Origin of the sequence: Kitasatospora terrestris (genome assembly GCF_039542905.1) — a bacterium.
In the GTDB taxonomy this organism is placed as follows: Bacteria; Actinomycetota; Actinomycetes; order Streptomycetales; family Streptomycetaceae; genus Kitasatospora; species Kitasatospora terrestris.
Genome location: NZ_BAABIS010000001.1, coordinates 296,345 through 315,387, shown reverse-complemented (window position 1 = coordinate 315,387; position 19,043 = coordinate 296,345). Strand labels below are relative to the sequence as shown.

Below are 19,043 nucleotides of genomic sequence, written 5' to 3'. Positions count from 1 at the left end.
CGTGCCCGGCGCGGCAGGACGCCATGCACCACCCCCACCCCCGCCCGAAAGGGACCAGCCATGGCACCACGCACCGCCCCCAACCCGCCCACCCGCACCGGCCGCAGCCTGCTGCGCATCGGCGCCCTGTGCGCCGCGCTCAGCACGGCCCTGGCCCTGCCGGCCACCACCGCGCAGGCCGCCGACACCCCGCCGAACCCGACCACCAAGTCCGGCTACACCCTGGACTTCGACGAGGAGTTCGACGGCACCACGCTCAACTCCGCCAAGTGGCTGGACTCCTACCTGCCGCACTGGACCTCCACCCCGGCCAACGCCAAGGCCCGCTACACCGTCGCCAACGGTGTCCTCACCGAGCGCCTGGACGCCGACACCCCGGCCTGGAACGCCCAGTACGACGGCACGGTGAAGATCTCCAGCATCCAGTCCTACGAGAAGGACTGGTGGCACCGATTCAACTCCTCGATGCCCAACGACCACCACGAGCCGGACTTCAACGGCTACTCCACCAAGTACGGCTACTTCGAGATCCGGGCGAAGAACTCCGACGTCGGCGGCGGCGGCCACCAGGCCATGTGGCTCGTCGGCACCGACGACACCACCAGCGCCAACGCCAACTCCGAGATCGACATGATCGAGACGTTCTTCTCCAAGCCGAACAACTGGCGCATCGCCGCCTACGGCTGGAGCGACCCCAACTTCCTGTCCAGCTGGTACCTGTCCGATGCGGCCGTGCCCAGCGGCAGCCCCACCACCGAGTACCACGTCTACGGCATGGACTGGACCCCCACCCAGCTCAACTTCTACTACGACAACCAGCTCTACAAGACCATCAACGACGCGCCGAACTCGCCCATGGGCATGATCCTCGGCCTCTACACCGACGCCGGATCCGGCGTCCACAACGACACCTGGCCCAAGACCTGGAACGTCGACTACATCCGGGTCTTCAAGAACAACGCCGGCTACTCCGAGGGCTACCAGCGGATCAAGAACCACCAGACCGGCCAGTACCTCAACATCGAGAACAAGACCGGAAACGTCCAGTACAGCACCATCGCGGCCACCGCCTGGAGCTCCCAGTGGACGAAGGAGACCACCGGCGACGGCTACATCCGCTACCGCAACCGCTGGACCGGCGAGTACATGAACACCACCACCGCCGACGCCGTGGTCCACTACGGCAGCCTCCCCGCCACCGACACCAGGAGCCAGTGGACCGAAGAAGCCGTCGGCGGCTACAAGCGGCTGAAGAACCGCTCCACCGGCACCTACGCCCACACCGAGAACCTCACCGGCAACCTCCAGCACGGGGCCGCCCCCAGCACCTGGTGGACCAGCCAGTGGACCTTCGAACCCGGCCAGTGACCCCGCCCGCCCGCAGGTCCTGACCCCCTGAACCGGGTGGCGGGCCGTCCCGCACGGCGGCCCGCCACCCACCCCCGGGAGCGCCCATGCCCACCCCCGCCCACCCCCGCGCCGCACTCGCCGCCGCTGCCCTGCTCGCCGCGGCCGCCTGCACCACGACCCCCGCAGCCCACACCACCGCCACCCCCGGCGCCGCGAGCGCCGCACCGCAGATGCCCGACCACTCCGGCCAGAGCCTGTGGCACGTCATCGACCAGGACGGCAAGACCCTGCGCCGGCTGCCTGACGACGACCCCGTCGTCACCGCTGTGCGCAAGACCGTCGTCCTGCACTCCGGCGCCGTCGACAACCGCGACCAGCAGAACCTCGCCGACAGCATCCAGCAGGAGTTCACCTACTACCACCCGGACTTCGTCGCCGCCCTGCGCTCCCAGCAGTACGAGGACAAGCTCACCCGGCTCTTCACCACCAACCACCTGGCCACCCGCCAGCTCGGCGTCGCCTGGTACCAGTCGACCTTCCCCCAGGACATGACCACCGCCAAGGTCGCCATGGACGCCACCATCGAGTTCACCGCCGCCGACCCCGCCTACCTCGCGGCCAACCACTTCGAACTCCACACGCGCTACACCCAGCACCGCACCGTCAGCCTCACCAAGAACGGCGACCGGTGGACCATCACCGCCATCGACAAGAACCCCCTCGAGCAGGCCGTCGCCCCGCCCGAGCCCACCGGCTGACCGCGACACCGTGCCCCCGGCCCTGCCCACAGCACCGTGCGCTCCCACCCCCACCCCGGCCCGCGCCGCCGCCCACGGCAGCCACACCCGTCACCCTGCCCGACCCCGAAACCCCGCGGAGCGCCGCAGCATGAGTCTCGCCGGCCTGAACCCGGCCCCCCGCTACGTCCTCGCCCTCACCGTCGTCGCCGCATGCGCCGGGCCCGATCAGCTGCCCCTCGGCCCCGAGCCCACCCGACTGACCGTCATCACCTCCGAGAACGTCGGAACCACCCGCGTCCTCGCCGCCGCCTTCCACGCCAAGCACCTCGATGTCGAGATCGACGTCCAGTACACGCCCCAGGACAGCTACGACGCCGGCCTCGACCGGAAACTCGGCTCCGCCGACGCGCCCGACCTCGCCCTGCTCAACAGGATCGGCACCAGCCCCCGCCTGCTCCGTCCGCTGGACGACTACGCCAAGCAGTACGGCTGGGACGCCGTCTGTCCCTCCAGCGAGCTCGACCAGTGGCGGACCGACAGCAGCGGCAAGCAGTTGGGGGTCGGTCCGCTGTGGGCCGCGCCGGCGGGCTTCTCCATGACCGGCGTCTACTACAACAAGCAGATCGCGGCCCGCCTCGGCATCAGGCCCCCGACGACCCGGGCCGAGTTCGACGCCGCGCTGGCCAAGGCCAAGTCGGCAGGCGAACTGCCCGTCCAGCTCGGCAACCTCCAAGGACACTCGTCCTTCATCGTCCAGTCGATCGTCAACGCCGTCGACGGTCCCGCCCGCGCGAGCGACTGGGTCAACGGCAAGAAGGGCGCGACCCTCCACACGCCCGGCGGAATCGCAGCGGCGACGGCCCTCTCCGACTGGGCGAAGAAGGGCTACCTCCCGGCCGACGCGAACTCCCGCGACCTGCCGGCTGCGGTGGCCGACTTCGGCTCCGGCAAGGGCCTCTTCCTCTTCGGCGGCTCCTGGGACGCCCAGCCGATCGACAAGGGCCTGCACGGGAAGGTCGGATTCCTGCCCTTCCGCGGGGACGACGGGAAGGCCACCGGCATCGGCACCTCCGTCGCCTACGCGATCCCGGTCCGCTCCCGGCACCCGGATGCCGCCGCGGCCTTCCTGGACTACCTCAACAGCCCGGAGGCCGCCCAGATCGAGTTCAACGCCGGCTTCCTGCCGGTCGCCCACGCCGACCGGGTCACCACCGACCCCGGCAACGTCATGGCGGACATCGCCAGGGCCTGGACCGAGGTCAACAAGGACAACGGGCTGGTCAACTTCTTCAACAACACCACCGCCACCATGAACGACACGCTCACCACCCGGACCCAGCAGCTGATCGCGGGGGAGACCACCCCGGCCGCCCTCCTGGACGCACTGCGTGCCGACTGGCAGCAGACCCACTGACGGCCTGCGCCGCGGGTCGCCCCCGCGCGCCGACCGGCCTGGCGTGGCCCCATGGTGCGGAGCGGGGCGAGCGACGTGGACGGCTACCTCGCCGAGCTGCCCGAGGAGCGCAGGGCGGCGCTGACCAGGCTGCGGCAGCTGTGCCGGCGGGAACTGGTGGGCTTCGACGAGATCATGGCGTTCGGCATGCCCGCGTACGAGCGGGACGGCACGTGCGAGATCGCGTTCGCCGCGCAGAAGCAGTACCTCTCGTTCTACCTCCTGCGCGGCGACGTCCGTGAGGCGTTCGGCGAACGGCTGGCCGGACACGACGTGGGCCGGAGCTGCCTGCGTTTCCGCAGTCCCGGGAGCATGGACTTCGAGCTGCTCCGCGACCTGCTCAGGGCCACGGCGGCCCGGCCCGGAACGGTCTGCTGACGTTCCGGCCGGGCCTCCGCGGTGGTCGGCGGGCGGTCAGCGGCGGGTCAGCGGGCGGCCATCCGCAGGGCGCCGTCCATCCGGATGGTCTCGCCGTTGAGGTAGTCGTGCTCGGCGACCATGGTGACCAGGCGGGCGTACTCGGCGGGCTCGGCGAGGCGCTGCGGGAAGGTCACGCCCGCGGCGAGGCCGGCCCGGACCTCGTCGCTGAAGCCGGCCATCATCGGGGTGTCGACGATGCCGGGGGCGATGGTGACGACCCGGATGCCGAACTGGGCGAGGTCGCGGGCGGCGGTGATGGTCATGCCCGCCACGCCGGCCTTGGACGCGGCGTAGGCGATCTGGCCGACCTGGCCCTCGAAGGCGGCGATCGAGGCGGTGTTGACGATCACTCCGCGCTGCCCGCGGTCGTCCGGCTCGTGCCGGGCGATCGACTCGGCGGCCAGGCGCATCACGTTGAAGGTGCCCAGCAGGTTGACGTTGAGCACGGCCTGGAAGAGCGCCAGGTCGTGCGGGCCCTTGCGGCTCAGGATGCGGGCGGAGGGGGCGATGCCGGCGCAGTTGACGGCCATCCGCAGCCGGGCGCCGTCCTCGTCGATCCGGGCCAGTGCGGCGCGCACCGGCTCCTCGGCGGTGACGTCGGCGGCGAGCAGGTGGACGCCGTCCGGCCGGGGGCCGGCGGCCTCGACGGCCTGCGGCAGGTCGAGTCCGTACACGGTTGCACCGCGCTCGGCGAGGGCGGCGGCGGTGGCCGCGCCCAGGCCCGAGGCGGCGCCGGTGACCAGGGCGGCGGATCCGGTGATGTCCATGCGAATGCTCCTCGTGGGGCTGTCCGGTGGTACGGGTGGGGGGCCGGGGTCAGCGGCCGAGGCCGCGGCTGATGACGAGGCGCTGGATCTGGTTGGTGCCCTCGAAGATCTGCATGATCTTCGCCTCGCGCATGTAGCGCTCGACCGGGAAGTCGCGGGTGTAGCCGTACCCGCCGAGCACCTGGACGGCGTCGGTGGTGACCTTCATCGCGGCGTCGGTGGCGATCAGCTTGGCGACGCTCGCCTGGCGCCCGAACGGGCGGCCGGCGTCGCGGCGGCGGGCGGCGTCGAGGTAGGTGGCCCGGGCGGAGTCGACGGCGGCGGCCATGTCGGCGAGCAGGAAGCCCAGCCCCTGGTGGTCGATGATCTTGCGGCCGAAGGTGGTGCGCTCGTTGGCGTACGCCGTCGCCGCGTCGAGGGCGGCCTGGGCGACGCCGGTGGCGCAGGCGGCGATGCCGAGGCGGCCGGAGTCCAGGGCGCTGAAGGCGATCTGCAGGCCCTGGCCCTCGGCGCCGAGCAGGCGGTCGGCGTCCAGCTCGGCGCCGTCCCAGTAGGCGGCGCAGGTCGGGATGCCCTGCAGGCCCATCTTCTTCTCCGGGGCGCCGAAGGACAGGCCCTCGGCGGCGCCGGGCGCCAGGAAGCAGGAGACGCCGTTGCCGCCGGGCGCGGTGCGGGCGAACAGCGCGTAGAAGCCGGCCTTGCCGCCGTGGGTGATCCAGGCCTTGGTGCCGGTGATCCGGTACCCGGCCCCGGTGCGCTCGGCCTTGCAGGCGAGCGAGGCCGCGTCGGAGCCGGCCTGCGGCTCGGAGAGGCTGTAGCCGCCGACCAGGTCGCCCGCCAGGGCGCCGGGGAGCCAGCGCTCCTTCTGCGCGTCGGTGCCGTAGGCGTTCAGCGGGTGGCAGGCGAGGGTGTGGACGCTGGTGGCCACGGCGACCGCCGCCCAGCGAGCGGCCAGCTCCTCCAGGACCTGCAGGTAGACCTCGTACGGCTGGCCGCCGCCGCCGAACTCCTCCGGGTACGGCAGGCCCAGCAGCCCGGCCTTGCCGAGGGTGCCGAACAGGCCCTCCGGGTACGTCTCGGTGCTCTCGTGCAGCTCGACCCGGGAGCCGAGCTCGCGGTCGGCGATGTCCCGGACCAGGTCGATCAGGTCTTCTGCTTCCTCGGTGGGAAGCAGACGGTCCACGGCCATGATGGCTCCAAGCGGTACTCAGAGGGGTACGTCAGTACCGCTTAGCGTAGCGCCATCATGGCGCGGGATCGAGGCTGGAATACTGGGCCGGTGATCGAGACCCCAGCGACACCGGCCGCAAGGCCCACCGGGCGCGGCGCCGCGCGGCGGGCGGAGCTCTTCGAGGACCTGGTCGCACTGCTGATCGGCGAGGGCTTCGCGCAGTTCACGCTGGACGACCTGGCGGGCCGGCTGCACTGCTCCAAGCGCACGCTGTACGGGCTGGCCGGCAGCAAGGAGCAGCTCGTCCGGGCGGCCGTGGTGCACTTCTTCCGCCGGGCCACCGAACGGGTGGAGGCCGCCCTCGCGGCCGAGACCGACCCGGCCGGCCGGCTGGCCGCCTACCTGCGGGCCGTCGCCGCCGAGCTGGCCCCCGTCTCGCCCGGCTTCTTCGACGACGTGGCGGCCTTCGAACCCGCCGCCGAGGTCTACGAGCGCAACACCCGGGCCGCCGCCGCCCGGATCGGCCAGCTGATCGAGGAGGGCGTGGCGGCCGGCGCGTTCCGCGAGGTGCACGTGGCCTTCGCGGCCGAGGTGATCAGCTCGGTGATGGTCCGGATCCAGCAGCGCCAGGTCGCCGCCGCCACCGGACTCGCCGACGCCGCCGCGTACGCGCACCTCGCCGAGCTGCTCCTGCACGGCCTGACCCGCTGAACCGGCGGGCCGCGGCCCGCACGGGACGGCCCGGGGGCCCGGGGAGGCCGCCGGAGGTCAGACCGGCGGCAGCAGGTCGCTCGCGCTGACGGTGTAGGTCAGCGGTGGGTAGCGGAAGTCCGTCTCCTGGTTCTCGCGCCGGCGGAGCCGGTAGAAGTCGCGGCTCTGCTCGTCGGTCGCCCGGGTGAGGCGCACGCCCCGGGGGAGGTGCGCCCGTCCGTCCTCGAACCGGAGGAAGGTGCTCGACGTCCGGAAGGTGACGCCCAGCCACTCGTTCTCCGCGGCCCGGCCGGGCGCGTCCAGCACGATCCGGTGCCGGAGCCGACGGTTCAGGGCCACCGAGAACGCGACGACGCCGTGATGGGCGAGGGGGATCTCGAACCCCTCGCCACCGGGCTCCTTCTGCTCGAAGACCAGCTTCCTCGCCGGCTCCGTCCCCGGGTGCCGGTAACAGGAGAACACGGCGATGAAGGAGTCGTCGGCCAGATCGAGGGCCTGGTCGGAGTGGGCGCCCATGGTGGCGTAGGCGTTCGTGTAGACCTCGACGAGGGCGTTGTTGAAGCCGACCGCAAGGCCCGCGCGGTCCTGGACCTCCCGCGCGAGGCGTTCGTGGACCTCCCGGAACCGCTGGGCCGGACTGCCGTACCGGGTGGTGGTGCGCACCAGCGGGACGCGGCCCGACTCGTCGACCCGGGTGAGCACGGCGCCCCGCCGGCCCTTGCCCACGTCCTCCAGGGCGGACGCCGCGGACAGCTCCGCGAAGAGGTCCGCCCCGGACGGGACGGAGAGCCGGAGGATCCCGTCCGGAACGCCGGGAACGCTAGAGCCGAGGGGCACGGTAGTCCCCCGCGTTCATGCTGAACGGGAACCGGCCGCCGTAGTCGACGGGGGAGGTGGACCTGTTCTCCTCCGCGTACAGCCTGCGCAGCTCGTCCATGCCCGCCTCGGTCGGCGGCTCCAGCTCCACCGGACCTCCGGCCGTCCCCAGGAACGTCCGGCCGTCCCGGTGGACGGCTTCGGTGCCGGAGCAGCGCACCACGTAGCCCAGGCGGGTCGGGAGCAGCCCGGCGTCCAGCGCCGAGGGCCGGATCTCGTGGGTGTACAGGCGGTTGGTGGACAGCGGCATGAAGAACACCGACCCGGGGTGCAGGGTCAGCGTGAACTGCCGGGGGAGCGTGCGGGCTTCGTCCCCGGCCGCGTCCTTGAGGCGGAAGCGGAGGCCGGTCAGAGCGCTGACGCCCTTCACGCCGCGGTCGAAGGCGTCGCCCGGCAGCGGCTGCAGCCCGTCGAGCCCGTCGTAGAAGGTGCAGAAGGCCATGATGCCGTTGGCGGGCATGTCCTTGGTCTTGTCCGCGTGGTTCGAGATCCTGGCCTTGGACTGCTTGCGCCCGGCCGTGGCACGGGTGTTGTGGTAGGTCTGGGCGAGGACGTGGTTCAGCGGCGCGTGGCCGCGGAAGAGGGTGTCGGCCTCGGCGTTGAGGGCGTCGACGATGCCCGTGTCCGTCGGACGGAAGTTCTCGGTCGGCCCGGAGAGGTTCGTGGAGCAGCGGAGCAGGCGGAAGCGGAGCCCGTCGCCGTCCCGCGTGACGGGCGTCAGGTAGATCCCGCTGCGGTGCGCCGTGCCGGGCTTGGTGGACTCCGTCAGCGACTGGAACTCGTGCTCCGCGCGGATCCGTCCGAAGTGGTCGTCGCCGGGCTCGAAGAAGCGGGGGTAGTACACGCCGACGCCGTGGACGCGGACGGAGACCCGGCCGGGGCCGACGACGGTCCAGGGCCCGGTGGTGCCCCGGTGGCCGTGCGACGGCTCCCGGACGGCGAACACCCGGGCGGCCGTGCGCAGTCGGCGGACGTCGACCGCCGAGGCGTCGCCGCACAGGTAGACGGTCCTCCCCGTGAGGTCGGGGGAACCGGCGGCGAGCTCGTCCGGGGTGACGACGGAGCCGAAGAAGTCCCTGACCGGGGTGTCGTCCCGCAGCGCCGCGGGCGCGACCAGGACGGCGCCCGCATCCTGGAGGCGGGCCTCCGCGGGCCGGGCTGTGGACATCGGACGGGTACCCCATCGCCTCGCTCGGTGGACCGTGCAAAGCCGTGGACATGACGGACCGTTGGACCCCGATGCTCTCACGGGCGCAGGACGGCGGGCAACGCGCCGCCGCCGCGCCCGCTCGTCCGGAGGGAGGGGCGGCGCGGCGGGCTGAGCCGGCGGGGGCGGAGGGCCGTCAGACGTGGACGGACACCTGCGCGTCGGCGGGAGCCGTCGCGGCCCCGGGTGCGGGCTGCCGCTGCCGCCGGAGGGCGACGGCGGTGACGGCCAGGGCGGTGAGCAGCAGGCCCGCGCCGATGGCGAAGGCCAGGTGGAAGCCGGCGGTCAGCGCCTCCGCCCGAGCCGTGCCCGCCGCGATCAGGCTGCTGCCGCGGGAGGAGGCGACCGTCGTCAGGACCGCGACGCCGAGCGCCGCGCCGACCTGCTGGGTGGTGTTGAACAGGCCGGACGCCAGGCCCGCGTCCTCCGGCCGGGCGCCGGACATGCCCAGAGCGGTGAGCGCGGTGATCGCCAGACCGAAGCCGCCGGCGGCGAGCATCGTGGGCAGCAGGTCGGTGGCGTAGTGGGCGTCGTGGGCGGGCAGCCGGACGAGCAGGCCGAGGCCGACGGTGAGCAGGGCCAGGCCGGCCAGCAGCGTGGTGCGCTCGCCGAAGCGGCCGATGGCGCGGGCGGAGACGGCCAGCGAGACGGTGCCGATGGTCAGTGCGGCCGGCAGCATGGCCAGGCCGGTGCGGGAGGCGCTGTAGTGCAGGACGTTCTGCAGGTAGAGGGCGACCAGCACCTGGAAGCTGAACAGCGCGGCGAGCATCAGAAGTTGGACGAGGTTGGCGGCCACCACCGTGCGGGAGGCGAACATCCGCAGCGGCAGGAGCGGCTTCGCGGCGCGGGCCTGACGGACCAGGAAGGCCGCCAGCAGGGCGATCGACAGGCCGCCGAGCCCGGCGGTGTGCGGGGACGCCCAGCCGTACGACGCGGCCTCGACGATCGCGTAGACGCCGATCATCAGCCCGGCGGTGACCAGGACCGCGCCGAGGGCGTCGGCACCGGCCCGCAGGCCCGGGCCGCGGTCGTCGTCCAGCAGCCGCCGGCCGGCCAGGACGGCCAGCACGCCGATGGGCAGGTTGACGAAGAAGATCCACGGCCAGCTCAGGCCCTGGGTGAGCACGCCGCCCAGCACCTGGCCGAGCGAGGCCCCGGCGGCGCCGACGAAGCCGAACGCGCCGAAGGCCCTGGTCCGTTCGGCCGGCTCCGGGAAGAGCGCCACGATCATGCCGAGGCTGACCGCGGAGGTCATCGCGCCGCCGGCGCCCTGGAGGAAACGGGCGGCGACCAGGACGGCGGGATCGGTCGCGAAGCCGCAGAGCACCGAGGCGGCGGTGAAGACCGCCAGCCCGGCGACGAAGATCCGCCGGCGTCCGATCAGGTCGCCCAGCCGGCCCGCCAGGAGCAGCAGGCCGCCGAAGGCGATCACGTAGGCGTCGACGATCCAGGCCAGGCCGGAGGACGAGAAGCCGAGGTCCTGCTGGATGGCCGGGAGAGCGACGGTGACGATCGACCCGTCCAGGACGATCATCAGCATTCCGGTGCAGATGACGGCCAGGGCCAGCCATCGCGAGCGGGGGGTGCGGGGCATGGGAGTTCTCTCCTGTTCCACGGGTGCGCGGGCACGGCGCAACAAGAGAGACGTTAGCAGATAGTTTTGTAGTAGACGATTTCTTTCGGGACTACTGGCGGGGTCGGCGGGGGCGTCGCGTCGGCTTCTCGGTGCCGGCCGCCGGGACGGTGTCCGCCGCGGGCATCTGCTCCAGGCGGGTCAGCGCGTCGACGAACACCTGTCGCTCGCCCGGCGACATCCCGTCCAGCGCCTCGGCGTGCACCCGGTCGACGATCACCTCGCCGCGGCGCACCAGCTCCTCGCCCGCGGGCGTGACCACGATGATCCGGGCGCGCCGGTCGGTGGGGGACGGGTGCCGCTCGGCCAGGCCCGCGCGCTCCAGTTCGTCCGTGGTGACGACCATGGTGGTCTTGTCCAGGCCGGCGATCTGGGCGAGCTCCGACTGCGTGCGCTGCGCCTCCATGGCGTGCAGCAGGATGCAGTGCGCGCGCGGCGTGCTGTCGATCTCGGCCAGCGCCACCGCGAGCCGGGTGTTCATCGCGTGGGCCGCCTGGACCAGCATGCCGGTCAGGTCGCGTGCCGTCCGTTCCGGAAGGGATGTGCTCATCCCCCCAGGGTACGGCAGCCAGCGGATAGTCCGCTGCGGAACCATCCCGGGGCGTGCGGGGCCGTCAGCGGTGCTTGAACTCCTCGATGGCGTCCCGGGCCACCTGCACCATGCCCGCGCTGCCGACGTGGCCCGAGTCCTCGGAGATGTGCAGCCGTGCGCCCTGCCACGCCCTGGCCAGCTCCCAGGCGCTCCGCGGCGGACAGCCCATGTCGTGCCGGCCGGTGATCACCACCCCCGGGATCCCGGCCAGCCGGTGCGCGTCGCGCAGCAACTGGTCCTCCGCCAGCCACGCGCCGTTGCTGAAGAAGTGGGCGCAGATCCGGACGAACGCGATCTGCTCGTCGACCTCACGGTCGCCGTACATCCCCGCGACGGCCGTGGGCTCGCCCGACACCACCGCGTCCTCCCAGGCCAGCCAGTCGGCGGCGGCCCGGCGCCGGACCTCCCGGTCGGGGCTCTCCATCAGGCGCGCGTACGCCGCGAGCAGGTCGCCGTCCCGCTCCCGCTCGGGGACGCCCGCGCGGAAGCGGTCCCACGCCTCGGGGTGGAACCGGCCCGCGCCCCGGTAGAGCCAGTCGATCTCGGAGCGGCGACTCGTCATCACCGCCTGGAGGATGATCTCGCTCACCCGTTCGGGATGCCGCTGCGCGTAGGCGAGGGCCAGCGTGACGCCCCAGGACGCGCCGTTCAGCAGCCACCGCTCGACGCCGAGGTGCTCGCGCAGCCGCTCCATGTCGTCGACCAGGTGCCAGGTGGTGTTCAGCCGCATGTCCGCCGCCGGGTCGGAGGCGTGCGGGGTGCTGCGCCCGCAGTTGCGCTGGTCGAAGCGGATCACCCGGTAGCGCTCGGGATCCCACGCCCGCAGCGGCCGCCGCGGCGAGCCCGCGCCCGGGCCGCCGTGCACCCCCAGGGCGGGCTTGCCGTCGGGGTTGCCGTACTGCTCGTAGTACACGCGGTTGCCGTCGCCGGTGTCGAGGAAGCCGGTGTCGTAGGGGTGGGTCGGAGGATAGTCGGCCATGACCGACGATCCTACGGGGACGATCGGATTTTCATATGGCAACTCGGCAGCTTGAAAGGCGATTTGAGGCCGAGTCACTGTCGCGGGAGTGCCGCGGTGGGCGTCGGCCCGTCGGTCTCTGATTGGATGTCACCATGATCGCAGGCACCACCCACGCGGAATCCGGTCTCAGCAAGACCGTCTGGAGCGACGCCGACTTCGACGAGATGGAGTGGCACCAGGTCACCATCCACGGACTCTGCGTACAGCCCGGAGCGGCCGACGGCGCGCTGCCGCGCCTGATGCTGGACATCGACTACATCATCCGCTGGGTCTACCCCGTCGAGCCGGAGAAGCACTTCACCTTCTGGATCTCGCCCGCCACGCTGGTGTTCGAGGACGTCCGGGACGTCGTGGGCGACCTCTCCTTCACGGGGCTGCCGCTGAGCCTGGACATCGACCAGCTGCGGCGCGCCGACCCGCAGGACGGCGAGGACGCCCCGCACTGGCACATCGAGGGCCAGTCCTTCGACCTGAGGTTCCGGGCCTCGGGATTCCGGCAGTACCTGCGGCAGGTGCCGCAGCACTCGCCGCGGCTCGTCCTCGCCCCCGACGCCCGCGGCGGGATCGCCTTCACCGAGACCGCCTTCGCCTGACGCCCGCCCGGCGCTACGCGGGCAGGTCGAGGACCCGGGCGAGCGCGGCGCTCACGCCGGCCCGGTGGTCGGGCACGTGCCGGGCCGCCCAGCCGGTGGCCAGGGCCAGGAAGTCCGTCAGGTCGCGCTCCACTCCGGCAAGGAGCGGGGGGAGCGCGGCGGCGGACAGTTCGATCACCGAACTGTCGCTCCGCTCGCTGTCGACCGTGAGCCGCAGGGTGTCGCCGGTGCGCTCCGCCAGCGGCGACACCGGCTCGTGGCCGAAGCCGAGCACTCCGTCGCCGTCGGTGAGCCGGTGCCAGTCGCGCCAGTCCTCCAGCCCGTCGCAGCAGCCCGGCAGGAACTCGGTGCCGCTCACGGAGTCGGCGACCCGCAGGCCGCCCGCCGCGAACGGGTGCTCGAACGTCAGCAGCCCGTGCAGGAACGAGCCGAGCGGGTCGGCGGGCCGCGGCGGACGGTCGCCGTCCGGGTCGATGTCGTTGCAGCCCGCGATCCGCATCACCGCCGTCCCCACCTCGGCGGGCGAGAGCCCGCCGTGCAGCGCGAGGAAGGCGAACGGCTCCACCTCGGCCACCGGCCACAGCCCGAAGCCGTCGGGGGCGAGGATCTCCAGGACGGGCCGCATCACGATCACCCGCCGAAGTGTTCCGCGCGCCCGCCCGCCGCGCCGCCGATTTTCCCGGGGCGCCGGCGCCCGCGCGAAGGACGCCTGTGGGTCCCGACGGGTGGGGAGGGCGACCTCCACCCGGAGGTTGCCCGGGCCCCGGGCAGCACCCACCTGCTCGGACGGGAGATCACCGGCGTGGTCTCCACCGACCCGCAGTACCGCCTCGACCTGTGGGCGGCCCTGCGGCTCGCCCCCGCGCAGCGGCCCTGACGCGTCCAGGGGAAAACCCGTTGCCGGAGCGGGGAGCGGCCGCGAAGCTTCCGGGATGGACCTTCCGCAGCCGGTGATCGACCTGGACGACCTGACGCTCCGCCGCTTCGACGAGGCGGACCTGCCCGAGTTCACCCGCGTCGTCGACGAGTCGCTGGAGCACCTGCGGCCCTGGATGGGCTGGGTCCCCGAGCACACGCCGGAGCGGACCGCCCAGTTCCTGGCGGGTCGTGCCGAGCGCTGGGAGAGCGGGCAGGCGTACAGCTACGCGATCGTGCTGGACGGCGCGATCGTCGGGGCCATCGAGCTGTTCCGCGCCGAGGGCGAACCGGAGTGCGCCCGCGAGATCGGGTACTGGCTGCACCCGGCCGCGACCGGACGGGGCCTGGTCACCCGGGCGGCCCGGGCCGTGGTCGGGCAGGCCTTCCGCCTGCCCGGCGTCGAGTGGGTCGAGATCGTCCACGACCCGGCCAACCTCGCCAGCGGGGCCGTCCCGGCCCGGCTCGGCTTCACCGAGCACCTGCGCCGCCCCTCCGAGCGCCGCGCCCCGGCGGAGAGCGGCGAGGACCAGGTCTGGCGGCTGACCCGCGCGCAGGGGGGCGCCGCCTGACGCCTCCGCGGCCCGGCGTCCGGTGCGCCCCCCGTCTCCCGTTGGAGGGCGGGGACTCAGGCCTGGAGCGCAGCGGTGACGAGGTCGTGGACCCGGTGCTGGTGGTCCAGGTAGGCCAGCAGCGCCTCGGCCAGGCGCTGCGCCGAGTCCAGGGCCTCCGGACGGAGCTCCGCGACGAGCCGCAGGTGGCCGCGCTCCAGGACCAAGGCGGGCTGGCCCAGGTGGAAGTGCTCGGACCAGGAGTCCAGGTGCAGCGCGAGGTACGGTACGGCGAGCGCGGCCGCCATCCGTTCCTCGTACGGGCCGAACGGGGACCAGACCACGACCGGCCCGTCGGCCGTGGCGACCAGGCAGACACCGGGGCGGCCGAGGACGTCGACGGTGCTGGTCGCGTGGCTGTCCAGCTCCCGCGGCAGCAGCTCCGGGAGGTCGAGGAGGCGGAGCGCGTCCCGGATGAGGGTCGCGAGGTCGGCGGCGATGGGGCTGGTCCCCTCGGGAGTCGTCACGGGCGGAGCGCCCCCGCCATCGTAGGCGGTCGGCGGAGCGCCACCCCGCTCGGGCTCAGAGGGCGAGGGTGCGCCAGCCCCGGGTGATCTGGTCGCGCACCGCGTCGGCGAGCGGCGCCGACGGGCCCGGACGGGCCGCCAGGAGCTCGGCCAGCGCCGCGCCGTCCGCCGGGCGGGCCGCCGGGTCGGAGGTCAGGGCCCGGGTCACGACCGCCGCGAGGGCCGGGTCGAGGGCCTGCACGGCGCCGAGGGCGAGCGGCTCCGGCCCGGTGTCCACGATGCGGCGGATCACCGCGCCGGTGCTGGTCGCGGCGAACGGGCTGGCGCCGTGGGCGGCGCACACCACGCAGCAGGCCCACGCCCAGATGTCGGCCGACGGCCCGACCGCGCCGTCGTCCAACTGCTCGGGCGCCATGTAGGTGAGGGTGCCGGGGCCACCGCCGGTCCGGGTCAGCCGGGTGCCGTCGACGATGGAGGCGATGCCGAAGTCCAGCAGGCGCGGCCCGGCCGTGGTCAGCATGATGTTGCCCGGCTTGAGGTCGCGGTGGACCAGGCCCAGCCGGTGCACCTCCGACAGCGCCACGGCCAGCGCGAGCGCGAGCGCCCGCAGCGCCTGCGGCTCGCGGATCGGCCCGTGCTCGCGCAGGTGGACGTCGAGCGGCCGGCCGTCCAGCAGCTCCATCGCCAGGTACGGGCGTCCGGCGTCCACCCCGGTGTCCAGCACCCGCGCGGTGTAGTCGCCGGGGACCATCGCCAGCACCCGCGCCTCCCGTTCGAAGCGGCGCAGCAGCTCGGTGTCGTCCAGCAGTTCGGGGTTGAGGGTCTTCAGGGCGACCTGGGTGGCGGCGCCCTGCCGCTGGGCGAGGTACACCGTCCCCATGCCGCCGGCGCCGATCCGGCCGAGCAGCCGGTAGCCGCCGATGGTGCGCGGCTCGCCGGGGCGGAGCGCCTGGTGGACCGGGTGAGCCGCCACCGGGCCCGCATCGGCCTGCGTCGGCACGTACCCGGCCGGGTGGGCGGGCGGCTGCGCGGACGGGCGTGACGGCACGGGCGGCAGGTGGGCGGGGGCGCCCGCCGGGACGGGCGGCAGGTGCCCGGCCGGGGGCGTGACGGAGGCCCGCAGCCCGCTCCGGCTGGTGAGCAGCGCGACGGCCTGCACCAGCAGGGCGGCCAGCACGAGTCCGGACGGGACGAACACGCCGACCGCCGCGCGGAGCAGGAGGACGAGGGCCAGCCGGGTGCGGGTGGCGGGATCCAGGCGGCGGCCGGGGCCCGTGCCCAGCAGGTTCCGCTGGGTCAGGAACCAGAGCAGCAGCCCGGCGGCCAGCAGGACGAGCGTCAGGACGACGAACACCGTCCGTGCGGTCGACCAGTCGAGGTCGGTGACGATCGCGAACTCGGCGGTCTCCTCGAACGCCACCGAGTCGGTCAGCACCCCGAAGCCGGACACGCCCTGGGTGCGGATCAGCACGACGAGGCCGACGCCCCCCGCCAGCCCCAGGACCAGCTCGCCGAGGGCCGCCGGGGAGACCAGGGCCGAGGGGCGGCCGTCGCGGACCGCCTCCGTCCGCCGACGTGCCGCGCGCTGGGCGGCCGTCAGCAGTGGCAGGGACAACAGCCGTACCACCAGCGCCAGTCCGAGCACGACCACGAGTCCGGGAAGCATGATCGTCGCCCCCGTGTCCACCTCCATGCGTCCCCCGCTCCGTTCCGCACACACCGCGCCCGGTCGGGCACACGGAGTATAGATCGTCCCGGCGCGGGGTGGCGGGCCGACGGTCAGAGCTCGATGAGCATGCCGTCCGTCGCGACGGCGGCGCCGGCCTCGGCGAGGGCCCGGGCGGTGGCGGGGCCGGGCGGGTGGTTCAGCGGGTTGGTGTTGTCGAGGTGGGTGTAGAGGTGGCGCGGGCCGCGGTGCCGGGCGAGGTGGGGGAGGGAGTCGTGGATGGCGAGGTGTCCCATGTCCCGGGAGGTGCGGGCTCCGCCGGTGCGGTCGGTGAGCTCGTCGTCGGTGGCGAAGGTGCCGTCCAGGATCACCAGATCCGCGCCGTCGACGGCGCGGTCGAGGGCGGGCGTCCACGCGGCCACGCCGGGGGCGTACACCATGCGGGCGCTCCCGGCGGCGTCGGTGAAGCGGTAGCCGGTGACCCAGTCGGTGCGGTCCTGCCACTGCTCGCCGGGCAGGTCGGTGGCGTACCGGGGCCGCTTGCCGCCGAGGGCGATCGGTTCGGCGCGCAGGCCGCCGTCGAGCTCGACGGTCCGGCCCTCGGCGACGGTGTGCCAGTGCACCTTGGTGTAGGACGCGAGCAGCGGTCCGGCCGGGAAGGCGGTGTGCAGGGTGTGGCGGACCGGCAGGGCGGCGTGGACGGTGAGTTCGGCGGCCTCGCGCAGCAGCGGCAGGCCCAGGGTGTGGTCGAGTTCGGCGCTGGTGAGCAGGACGCCGCGCAGCGGGGTGTCACGGGTACCGGGTGCCGGGGCGAGCTCGGGGGCGGCCAGCAGCTGGCCGCGCAGGTCGGGCGAGGCGTTGACCAGGTACCAGGCCTCGCCGTCCGCGCTGACGGCGAGGCAGTCCTGGGTGCGGTGGGCGCCGGTGCGGCGGGCGGTGGCGCAGCCCGGGCAGTCGCAGTTCCACTGCGGGAGGCCGCCGCCGGCGGCGGTGCCGAGGATTCGGATCTTCAATGCGGACTCCGGGGTGCGAGCGGGCCGCCGGGTGCGGCGGGCGCGGTGATCGGGTGGTGGTCGGGGGAGGGCCGGCAGGCCGGGTCGGTGGCGCCGTGCTCGACGGCGTCCAGCGCGGCGCGCAGCACGTCGCACTCGAAGGCCGGCGCGTCGAGGGCGGCCTGCGGCCGGGCGACCGGTCCGGTCACCGGGTGGTCCGGGCCGCGTACGCGGTGACCTCGGCGCCGGTGCGGTGGCACTCCACCACGGGCGCCGACCACGCGGGCCGGACGGCCGGCGCGCTCGCCACGGACACGGCCGGGGCGGTGGGGGACGGGCCGGGGACGGGTTCGGTGTTCATCGAGACCTCCTGGACGGCGGGGGTTCGTGCTCTCCCGGGGTTCGTGCTCTCCGTTCTCTCCGGGGGTTCGTGCTCTCCGTTCGGGGCGCCCGCGGCGGCGGGCTCCGTGCCTCAGGACCGTACGAGCCGCCGCGGGCGCGCGCCGCTCCGGTCGTGCCGTTGCGGGCACGATCGCGCTCGAACGAGTGACGGCCGCGGCCGCGCAGGAGCCCGCCCGGCCGAAGGCGACCAGGTGTCGTCCTCGGTGCCGACGAACACCTTGCCGCCGTCGGTCGCGGGCATCGAGAACCGGGTCACCGTGCCGAGCGGGGAGCTGCGCCGCAGCTTCAGCGTGCCGCCGACCGGCACCGGGTCGTAGCCGCGCGGCTCGCCGTTCTGCCCGCCGGGGCGGGTGCCGGAGCAGATGATCCAGGCCGGGTCCGAGCCGCTCGCCGTCCCGTCGGGGGAACCGGCTGCGCCGCTCAGGCCCGCCCGGCGCCGCGCGGCACCGGCGGGCGGGCACGGAAGCTGCTGCGGTACGCCCGGGGCGACGTCCCGACCGCGCGGGTGAAGTGCGCGCGCAGGGTGACCGGCGAGCCGAACCCGGTTGCCGCGGCGACCTGTTCGACCGGGAGGTCGGTGCTCTCCAGCAACTGCTGGGCCCGGTGGATCCGGGCCCGCAGCAGCCACTGCAGCGGCGTCGTGCCGAGCTGCGCGCGGAAGCGCCGGGTCAGGGTGCGCACGCTGGTCGCGCCGTGCCGGGCGATCTCGTCCAGGGTCAGCGGCCGGTGCAGCTGCGCCTCCATCCAGGCGAGCGTGGGCTGCAGCGCCGTCCCGCTGTCGCCGGGGGCCTCGTGCCGGATGAACTGGGCCTGCCCGCCGTCGCGTTGGGGCGGCATCACGATCCGGCGGGCGGTCCGGGCGGCCACCGTCGAGCCGTGGTCCCCGCGCACCAGGTGCAGGCACAGGTCGATGCCCGCCGCCACCCCGGCGGAGGTCGCCACCGAGCCGTTGTCGACGAAGAGGACCGCCGGATCGACCTCCACCGCGGGGTGGCGCAGGGCGAGTTCGTCCGCGTGCCGCCAGTGGGTGGTGGCCCGCATGCCGTCCAGCAGGCCGGCCGCGGCCAGCACGAACGCGCCCACGCAGATCGAGGCGACCCGGGCACCCCGACCGGCCGCGGCGCGCAGCAGCTCCAGCACCTCCTCGGGCGGCGGCTCGCGGAACGCCTCGTGCCCGGGGACGACGACGGTGTCCGCGTCGAGCAGCGCGTCCGGCCCCCACGGCGTCTCCAGCCGCATCGCGCCGAACGCCGGCGCCGCGCGCACCCCGCCGGGCGCGGTGCAGACCCGCACCTCGTACAGCGGCGCCCCGCGATCGCCCGTGCTGGAGCCGAACACCTGCCCCGGCACCGCCAGATCGAAAGCGACCACCCCGTCCAGCGCCAGCACCGCGACCACATGCATGGCCAGAACCTAGCGCACCGCGTCACTCCGGCCACTGTCGGGGCCGTCGGCA

General features: G+C 73.9%; 21 protein-coding genes. 7 read left to right on the top strand and 14 right to left on the bottom strand.

From position 1 onward, the window contains the following. Positions 1–60: 60 nt before the first annotated feature. From ABEB06_RS01495 to ABEB06_RS01480, 4 genes are all read left to right on the top strand, one after another. Positions 61–1,368 (top strand): family 16 glycosylhydrolase, encoded by a 1,308-nt coding sequence (locus tag ABEB06_RS01495; protein ID WP_345694917.1) that lies wholly within the window; start codon positions 61–63, stop codon positions 1,366–1,368. 86 nt (positions 1,369–1,454) lie between these two features. After that, positions 1,455–2,108 (top strand): hypothetical protein, encoded by a 654-nt coding sequence (locus tag ABEB06_RS01490; protein WP_345694916.1) that lies wholly within the window; start codon positions 1,455–1,457, stop codon positions 2,106–2,108. A 130-nt stretch (positions 2,109–2,238) separates the two neighbouring features. Then, positions 2,239–3,504: an ABC transporter substrate-binding protein gene (locus ABEB06_RS01485; protein WP_345694915.1), complete on the top strand. Its 1,266-nt coding sequence runs from the start codon at positions 2,239–2,241 to the stop codon at positions 3,502–3,504. Between the two features lie 51 nt (positions 3,505–3,555). Then, positions 3,556–3,921 (top strand): iron chaperone, encoded by a 366-nt coding sequence (locus tag ABEB06_RS01480; protein WP_345694914.1) that lies wholly within the window; start codon positions 3,556–3,558, stop codon positions 3,919–3,921. Positions 3,922–3,968: 47 nt separating this feature from the next. Here ABEB06_RS01480 and ABEB06_RS01475 read toward each other — a convergent pair whose 3' ends face one another. Further along, positions 3,969–4,730 (bottom strand): SDR family NAD(P)-dependent oxidoreductase, encoded by a 762-nt coding sequence (locus ABEB06_RS01475; RefSeq protein ID WP_345694913.1) that lies wholly within the window; start codon positions 4,728–4,730, stop codon positions 3,969–3,971. A gap of 49 nt (positions 4,731–4,779) precedes the next feature. Continuing rightward, positions 4,780–5,919 (bottom strand): acyl-CoA dehydrogenase family protein, encoded by a 1,140-nt coding sequence (locus ABEB06_RS01470; RefSeq protein ID WP_345694912.1) that lies wholly within the window; start codon positions 5,917–5,919, stop codon positions 4,780–4,782. Between the two features lie 90 nt (positions 5,920–6,009). Between ABEB06_RS01470 and ABEB06_RS01465 the strand changes: the two genes are divergently transcribed. Further along, complete coding sequence (locus ABEB06_RS01465; protein ID WP_345694911.1) at positions 6,010–6,612, top strand: TetR/AcrR family transcriptional regulator; 603 nt, start codon at positions 6,010–6,012, stop codon at positions 6,610–6,612. A 57-nt stretch (positions 6,613–6,669) separates the two neighbouring features. Here the strand turns inward: ABEB06_RS01465 and ABEB06_RS01460 are convergent, their stop codons facing one another. From ABEB06_RS01460 to pip, 5 genes are all read right to left on the bottom strand, one after another. Beyond that, positions 6,670–7,449 (bottom strand): hypothetical protein, encoded by a 780-nt coding sequence (locus ABEB06_RS01460; RefSeq protein WP_345694910.1) that lies wholly within the window; start codon positions 7,447–7,449, stop codon positions 6,670–6,672. After that, entirely contained in the window at positions 7,433–8,656 is a 1,224-nt protein-coding gene (locus tag ABEB06_RS01455) for a hypothetical protein (protein ID WP_345694909.1), read from the bottom strand. Before ABEB06_RS01455 ends, ABEB06_RS01460 begins: the two co-directional genes overlap by 17 nt. Positions 8,657–8,831: 175 nt before the next feature. Beyond that, positions 8,832–10,289: an MFS transporter gene (locus ABEB06_RS01450; RefSeq protein ID WP_345694908.1), complete on the bottom strand. Its 1,458-nt coding sequence runs from the start codon at positions 10,287–10,289 to the stop codon at positions 8,832–8,834. 91 nt (positions 10,290–10,380) lie between these two features. Next, positions 10,381–10,878, bottom strand: coding sequence for a MarR family winged helix-turn-helix transcriptional regulator (locus ABEB06_RS01445; RefSeq protein WP_345694907.1), 498 nt, complete (start codon positions 10,876–10,878; stop codon positions 10,381–10,383). Between the two features lie 64 nt (positions 10,879–10,942). Further along, positions 10,943–11,899, bottom strand: coding sequence for a prolyl aminopeptidase (pip, locus tag ABEB06_RS01440; RefSeq protein ID WP_345694906.1), 957 nt, complete (start codon positions 11,897–11,899; stop codon positions 10,943–10,945). A gap of 134 nt (positions 11,900–12,033) precedes the next feature. Between pip and ABEB06_RS01435 the strand changes: the two genes are divergently transcribed. Continuing rightward, positions 12,034–12,534 (top strand): hypothetical protein, encoded by a 501-nt coding sequence (locus tag ABEB06_RS01435; protein ID WP_345694905.1) that lies wholly within the window; start codon positions 12,034–12,036, stop codon positions 12,532–12,534. A 13-nt stretch (positions 12,535–12,547) separates the two neighbouring features. On the opposite strand, the gene ABEB06_RS01430 is transcribed toward ABEB06_RS01435, so the two are convergent. After that, entirely contained in the window at positions 12,548–13,168 is a 621-nt protein-coding gene (locus tag ABEB06_RS01430; RefSeq protein WP_345694904.1) for a hypothetical protein, read from the bottom strand. Positions 13,169–13,466: 298 nt separating this feature from the next. On the opposite strand from ABEB06_RS01430, the gene ABEB06_RS01425 reads away from it, so the two are divergent. Next, entirely contained in the window at positions 13,467–14,021 is a 555-nt protein-coding gene (locus ABEB06_RS01425) for a GNAT family N-acetyltransferase (RefSeq protein WP_345694903.1), read from the top strand. A gap of 56 nt (positions 14,022–14,077) precedes the next feature. Here the strand turns inward: ABEB06_RS01425 and ABEB06_RS01420 are convergent, their stop codons facing one another. The 6 genes from ABEB06_RS01420 to ABEB06_RS01395 form a co-directional block, all read right to left on the bottom strand. Continuing rightward, positions 14,078–14,527 carry a type III secretion system chaperone family protein gene (locus ABEB06_RS01420; RefSeq protein WP_345694902.1) on the bottom strand — a complete coding sequence of 150 codons (450 nt, stop codon included), beginning with the start codon at positions 14,525–14,527 and terminating at the stop codon, positions 14,078–14,080. 55 nt (positions 14,528–14,582) lie between these two features. Continuing rightward, on the bottom strand, positions 14,583–16,220 hold the full coding sequence (locus tag ABEB06_RS01415; RefSeq protein WP_345694901.1) for a serine/threonine-protein kinase: 1,638 nt from the start codon (positions 16,218–16,220) through the stop codon (positions 14,583–14,585). 86 nt (positions 16,221–16,306) lie between these two features. Next, positions 16,307–17,206 carry a pyrroloquinoline quinone biosynthesis protein PqqB gene (gene pqqB, locus ABEB06_RS01410; protein ID WP_345694900.1) on the bottom strand — a complete coding sequence of 300 codons (900 nt, stop codon included), beginning with the start codon at positions 17,204–17,206 and terminating at the stop codon, positions 16,307–16,309. After that, entirely contained in the window at positions 17,203–17,394 is a 192-nt protein-coding gene (locus tag ABEB06_RS01405; RefSeq protein WP_345694899.1) for a hypothetical protein, read from the bottom strand. The genes pqqB and ABEB06_RS01405 overlap by 4 nt, the downstream gene beginning before the upstream one ends. After that, complete coding sequence (locus ABEB06_RS01400) at positions 17,391–17,546, bottom strand: hypothetical protein (protein ID WP_345694898.1); 156 nt, start codon at positions 17,544–17,546, stop codon at positions 17,391–17,393. The genes ABEB06_RS01405 and ABEB06_RS01400 overlap by 4 nt, the downstream gene beginning before the upstream one ends. Positions 17,547–18,007: 461 nt before the next feature. Beyond that, positions 18,008–18,991 carry a GlxA family transcriptional regulator gene (locus ABEB06_RS01395; protein WP_345694897.1) on the bottom strand — a complete coding sequence of 328 codons (984 nt, stop codon included), beginning with the start codon at positions 18,989–18,991 and terminating at the stop codon, positions 18,008–18,010. Between the last annotated feature and the right edge of the window lie 52 nt (positions 18,992–19,043).

Bases quoted from the DNA above. Each gene is read 5' to 3' on its own strand.
- ABEB06_RS01400 (WP_345694898.1), bottom strand. From the start codon at position 17,546: ATGAACACCGAACCCGTCCCCGGCCCGTCCCCCACCGCCCCGGCCGTG.
- ABEB06_RS01470 (WP_345694912.1), bottom strand. From the start codon at position 5,919: ATGGCCGTGGACCGTCTGCTTCCCACCGAGGAAGCAGAAGACCTGATC.
- ABEB06_RS01455 (WP_345694909.1), bottom strand. From the start codon at position 8,656: ATGTCCACAGCCCGGCCCGCGGAGGCCCGCCTCCAGGATGCGGGCGCC.
- ABEB06_RS01395 (WP_345694897.1), bottom strand. From the start codon at position 18,991: ATGCATGTGGTCGCGGTGCTGGCGCTGGACGGGGTGGTCGCTTTCGAT.
- ABEB06_RS01425 (WP_345694903.1), top strand. From the start codon at position 13,467: ATGGACCTTCCGCAGCCGGTGATCGACCTGGACGACCTGACGCTCCGC.
- ABEB06_RS01450 (WP_345694908.1), bottom strand. From the start codon at position 10,289: ATGCCCCGCACCCCCCGCTCGCGATGGCTGGCCCTGGCCGTCATCTGC.
- ABEB06_RS01485 (WP_345694915.1), top strand. From the start codon at position 2,239: ATGAGTCTCGCCGGCCTGAACCCGGCCCCCCGCTACGTCCTCGCCCTC.
- ABEB06_RS01480 (WP_345694914.1), top strand. From the start codon at position 3,556: ATGGTGCGGAGCGGGGCGAGCGACGTGGACGGCTACCTCGCCGAGCTG.
- ABEB06_RS01490 (WP_345694916.1), top strand. From the start codon at position 1,455: ATGCCCACCCCCGCCCACCCCCGCGCCGCACTCGCCGCCGCTGCCCTG.
- ABEB06_RS01435 (WP_345694905.1), top strand. From the start codon at position 12,034: ATGATCGCAGGCACCACCCACGCGGAATCCGGTCTCAGCAAGACCGTC.
- ABEB06_RS01415 (WP_345694901.1), bottom strand. From the start codon at position 16,220: ATGGAGGTGGACACGGGGGCGACGATCATGCTTCCCGGACTCGTGGTC.
- pip (WP_345694906.1), bottom strand. From the start codon at position 11,899: ATGGCCGACTATCCTCCGACCCACCCCTACGACACCGGCTTCCTCGAC.
- ABEB06_RS01475 (WP_345694913.1), bottom strand. From the start codon at position 4,730: ATGGACATCACCGGATCCGCCGCCCTGGTCACCGGCGCCGCCTCGGGC.
- ABEB06_RS01445 (WP_345694907.1), bottom strand. From the start codon at position 10,878: ATGAGCACATCCCTTCCGGAACGGACGGCACGCGACCTGACCGGCATG.
- ABEB06_RS01495 (WP_345694917.1), top strand. From the start codon at position 61: ATGGCACCACGCACCGCCCCCAACCCGCCCACCCGCACCGGCCGCAGC.